Consider the following 4,434-nt stretch of genomic DNA (forward strand, 5'->3'; position numbering starts at 1 on the left):
GTCCGTCGACAATGGCCGAGCCGACGTCGAGCACGGTCAGCGGCGAGGTCTCGACTGCGGAGAGATAGGCCTTGCGGAAGACCCGCGCCTTGTCGTTGGCAGAATCATGCATGGGGGCGGTCCGGCAATGGAGGGAGGCCGTATCGGAGGGGGAGCCTTYGATCCTGAACGGCGAACTATCAGGAAACGGCTCTCGGAGGCAAATCCTCGATCCTGTCGGACATCAAGACCGGGATCAGTCGTCTGATGTCGGCCTCGGGCCAGGCCCACCATTGGCTCGCCAGCAGGGTCGCGATCTTCTCCTCCGTCAGGCGGTGCCGCAGCAGCCGTGCCGGATTGCCGGCGACGACGCCATAGGGCGGAACATCCTTCGTGACGACGGCGCGGGCGCCGATGACGGCGCCATGACCGATGCGGACTCCGGAGAGGATCAGCGCTTGCGACCCGAGCCAGACATCATGGCCGATGACGACGTCGCCGCGCGAGACCTGATTGCCGGGATGGTGCTTCGCTTCGGGCCATAGCCGTGGGTAGTCGTGGAATGGGTAGGTCGTCGCCCATTCCGTGCGGTGGTTGCCGCCGAGCAGGATCTCGACCCCGTCTCCGACCGAGCCGTAGCGCCCGATGATCAGGCGCGCCCCGCTTCCGGCGAAGCGCACCTTCGGCCGCCCATAGGTGTAGCGTCCGACAACGATCTGCCCCGGGTGCCGAGCGATCAGGTTGGCCAGATACAACCGGGCCTGGTTGTCGGGGTTGAAGCGCCGGCGCAGAAAACTGCGCGGGCCCTGTGGCAGCCCGGCCCACCACGCTGCGATCGCGGAGGGCCGCCAGGACTCGTCTTCGGGAAGAAGCTCGACAGACCAGTTATTCGGCATTGGCCTTGAGGTCGATCTTGTCGAAGATCTCGGTCGGATCGGTGATCGTGATGACGTCGGCGAGGCCGAGACCCCCTGTCGCCTTCGCATTGGCCTGGACGGTCAGCGTGCCTGGCTTCGCCGCAAAGCGCGAGACCGCCGCGGTCAGGGTCTTGGCCGCGTCGGACGGGCCGAGGACCGCGGCAAGGCCGAGGCTGGCCATCATCGCATATTCGCGCCGCAGATCGTCGGGCTTGCGCTTGTTCTTGCGGGCCTCGTTCTCGATGAACTTCTCGAGCAGACCGAGATTCTTCAGCCTGGCATCCAGGCTGCGGGCTGTCGCGCCGAGTGCCGCAACCTGTGCGAGCGCGAGATCGCTGGAGAACAGGTCCTTGGTGACGTTACCGAGGGTACCCGAGGCCTCGAACTGTGCCATGCCGCCGCTCCCGAGCGAGAGCGTACGGATCGCAAGCTCGTTGCGTGCGGGGTCCCAGGCGAGGTCGAGCTTCGCGGAGAGGTCGAGGGCGCGGTAGCCCATGGCAATCAGATCCGCGGCCGCGGGATTGCCGGTTGCCTCGCTCACCGGAGCGGTGAGCTTGTCGATCGTCAAGGCAAGCTTGGTGGGGATGCCGTTGATCTGGTCGGCGGCAGCAATCTCGAAGGTACCGAGCCCGACGCGGATCGGGGCCTGCGCTGGCTGACCCGGCTTTGCCGTTTGCGGCACATCGACCGAGAGCCCGGCAAGCCGGATCGTGCCGAGTTTGGGGATCAGTTTGCGGAAATCGAGCGAATCGATCTCGGTTTCGGGCTTGGCCAGGACCTCCTTCAGGCCCTTGAACATGGGCGCGAGCGAAAAGCCGGAATAGCTGAGCGACTCGAACCCTGCCTTGGCGCCCGCACCCGCGAAAGAGAAACCTTCCACGGCGTAGCCGGACCTGGCCGGCGCATCTTCGCCATACGCCATCCTGGCGATTCTCACGTCCATGGCGACCGGCGCTTCGCCCGGATTCGGCGGAACGGAGAGTGCCATCACCATATCGCGAACCTCGCCGCTGCCATAGTCGATGGCATCGAACAGCGAGAACATGGAAAGCGCCATGCGCTTGTCGGCCTCGAGCCGGGCAGGGTCGCGCTCGGCCTTCGAGCTGAGCCCTGCCTTCTGGTCGGCCTCTGCCTGCGCGATGATCCGCGACAGGAGCTCTCCGACCGGCTCGTCTCCGACGCGCATCTTGAAATCGCGGCTGGTCGCCTTGCCGAGCGAGATCTTGCCGAGCTGGCCCAGATCGATCGCGTAGCCGTCCTGCTCGAAGCGGCCGAAGATCGGCTGCATGGCTTCTTCCACGCCGGGTTTGGCGCGCTCGCTCAGCACGCGTGCGAGATGGCGCATGTCGAACGCTTCGAAGCTGATGCGCTTGATCTCGCCCTTCATCGCGCCGGTCGGCCCACCGGTCGCGGATATCGCTCCGCCTCCCGCCGAGCCGCGGCCGATCTTGCCGTCGCGAATCTCACTGAAGCGGATGTCGCGGTACGTCGTGACCTGCCTTTGCGGCCCGAGAACCTGCTCGACCGTCAATTCGGGCGCACTGATTTCCGACGCGGTGAGGCGGCCCGTCCGGGCAACCGCGCTCTCGCCGGTGCTGCCATTGAACAACGAGACAAAAGCTTCGCGCTCGAGGCTGGAGCCCTTCACATCGACCTTCGGTATCGCGACGACGATCGCGCCAAGGTCCAGGCGGATATTGTCGATCTGGAAATCGGCTGCCCAGGACGGCTGCGCCAGAACGAGGATAAGGGCTGCGGCCGCCGTTATGCGCAGGCGGCGCATCGGGCTGCGAAGGGTCGACGTGATCATGACGGTCTCCAGATGGCGGCAGCGAACCTGCCGCAACGCAGCGAGGAAAGGAAGACGACTTGCTCTCGCGGACGCAGGAAAAACTTGACCGCCTCGCTGCGATCTTTCGTATCTGTCTCAGATCCGCCATCCGGCCTGTGCAGGAGCGGTGCGGGCGACGAATGCAATGGAGCTTAGAGACGATGCGGTCCGCCCGACGATTCCCTGCAGCCTGCCTTGCCTTGCTGCTTCTGGCTCTTGCCCCCGTCATGGCATTCGCGCAGCAGGCGGCTCCCGCGACCGGGCTGGAAACGCTTGCGATCGTCGGCAGCGGGCAGCGCCATGTCTTCCAGGTCGAGGTCATGCGCACGCCCGATCAGCGAGCGCGTGGCCTGATGCACCGCAATTACCTGCCGCCGGACCGCGGCATGCTGTTCGATTTCGGCCAGGTCGAGCCGGTCGCGATGTGGATGCAGAATACCTTCATCCCGCTCGACATGCTGTTTATCCGCGCTGATGGAACCGTCGTGCGTATCGCCGCGCAGACCGAGCCGCTCTCGACCCGTACGATACCCTCAGGCGAGCCGGTGCTCTCGGTCCTTGAGATCAATGGCGGYATCGCCGCCAAGCTCGGCATCAAGCCTGGCGACAAGGTGGAGCATCCGCTCTTCAAGCGGTGAGGCGGTTTTTCGCGCGCAGGGCAGCGTTGCGATCGTCCCTCGAAACCGGTCGGCCAGGCCTGTATTCCTCCTGCATTCCTGGTGAACGCGCGGGCCGTGACGGCCACCGCATGAAGGGCGTCGCGCCGTCGAAGCTCTGTGGATTGCGGAAGAAATCTGGCGGCGAATCACAGAATTGCCCACTTCCTTAATCAAAGGCGGTCATCCCGGATTTCATCCCCGCTACCCAGCACGCTTGCGAAGGACGGATCATGACGACACGTGCCGTGGTCGCAACGCTAGCGATGTGCGTTGCGCTGATCACCGGAGGCCGCCCGGATGACGCCCATGCCGAGCAGATCGCGGCCGCGACTCGGGGGCGCACCTCGCCACCAGCTGCGTTCCTCACCTTCTGCGCGAAGAATCCGGCGGAATGCGCACGATCGGGGCCTGTGGTGCGTAGCGTCTCGCTTTCTCCCCAGCGCCACGGTGAGCTGCAGGAAGTGAATGCGCATGTGAATGCGACCATTCAGGAGGTCTCCGACCTGGCGCATCATGGTCAGGAAGATGTCTGGAGCATACCGGCGGATGGTCRAGGCGATTGCGAAGATTTTGCGCTCCTGAAGCGCAAGCTGCTGATCCAGCGCGGTTGGCCGTCATCGGCGCTGCTGATGACGGTTGTCGGAACGCCCGAGGGGGAGGGCCATGCCGTGCTGACGGTGGTGACCGATTCGGGAGATTTCGTTCTGGACAACAAGAGATCGCGCATCCTGCTCTGGTCGCAAACAGGCTATGTCTTCTTTAGCCGGGTGGCGCAGGCCAATCCGCGCCAGTGGGAATCGATCGACGGCGGGAATGCGAGATTCACCGCAGCAACGCGACACGGGTTCCATCCTCAAGCCGGCCGTTAGCCGCCAGACAGCAAACGCCCCGGAGTGACTCGGGGCGTGTCTCGTTTCACATGCTCTGAAGACACTGGCGGTTACCGGCCACCGTGGTTGCCGCCATTGCCACCRCCKTGACCGCCGCCATTGCCGCCACCCTGGCCACCGCCATTGCCGCCACCCTGGCCACCGCCATTGCCGCCACC

General features: G+C 65.0%; 4 protein-coding genes. 2 read left to right on the top strand and 2 right to left on the bottom strand.

Annotated elements, in window-relative coordinates:
* Positions 1-179: 179 nt before the first annotated feature.
* Both AC1D34_RS34345 and AC1D34_RS34350 read right to left on the bottom strand, forming a co-directional pair.
* Positions 180-875: a CatB-related O-acetyltransferase gene (locus AC1D34_RS34345; RefSeq protein ID WP_441490013.1), complete on the bottom strand. Its 696-nt coding sequence runs from the start codon at positions 873-875 to the stop codon at positions 180-182.
* Complete coding sequence (locus AC1D34_RS34350; RefSeq protein ID WP_476775431.1) at positions 865-2,706, bottom strand: hypothetical protein; 1,842 nt, start codon at positions 2,704-2,706, stop codon at positions 865-867. Before AC1D34_RS34350 ends, AC1D34_RS34345 begins: the two co-directional genes overlap by 11 nt.
* 182 nt (positions 2,707-2,888) lie before the next feature.
* On the opposite strand from AC1D34_RS34350, the gene AC1D34_RS34355 reads away from it, so the two are divergent.
* Both AC1D34_RS34355 and AC1D34_RS34360 read left to right on the top strand, forming a co-directional pair.
* Positions 2,889-3,365, top strand: a complete 477-nt coding sequence (locus tag AC1D34_RS34355) for a DUF192 domain-containing protein (RefSeq protein ID WP_441490015.1) — start codon at positions 2,889-2,891, stop codon at positions 3,363-3,365.
* A gap of 284 nt (positions 3,366-3,649) precedes the next feature.
* Entirely contained in the window at positions 3,650-4,255 is a 606-nt protein-coding gene (locus AC1D34_RS34360) for a transglutaminase-like cysteine peptidase (RefSeq protein ID WP_476826655.1), read from the top strand.
* The last annotated feature ends 179 nt before the right edge of the window (positions 4,256-4,434 follow it).

It is taken from the genome of Allobosea sp. P1_A7 (assembly GCF_056406775.1).

Excerpts from the sequence above, each read along its gene's own strand:
- AC1D34_RS34350 (WP_476775431.1), bottom strand. The coding sequence starts at position 2,706 with ATGATCACGTCGACCCTTCGCAGCCCGATGCGCCGCCTGCGCATAACG.
- AC1D34_RS34345 (WP_441490013.1), bottom strand. The coding sequence starts at position 875 with ATGCCGAATAACTGGTCTGTCGAGCTTCTTCCCGAAGACGAGTCCTGG.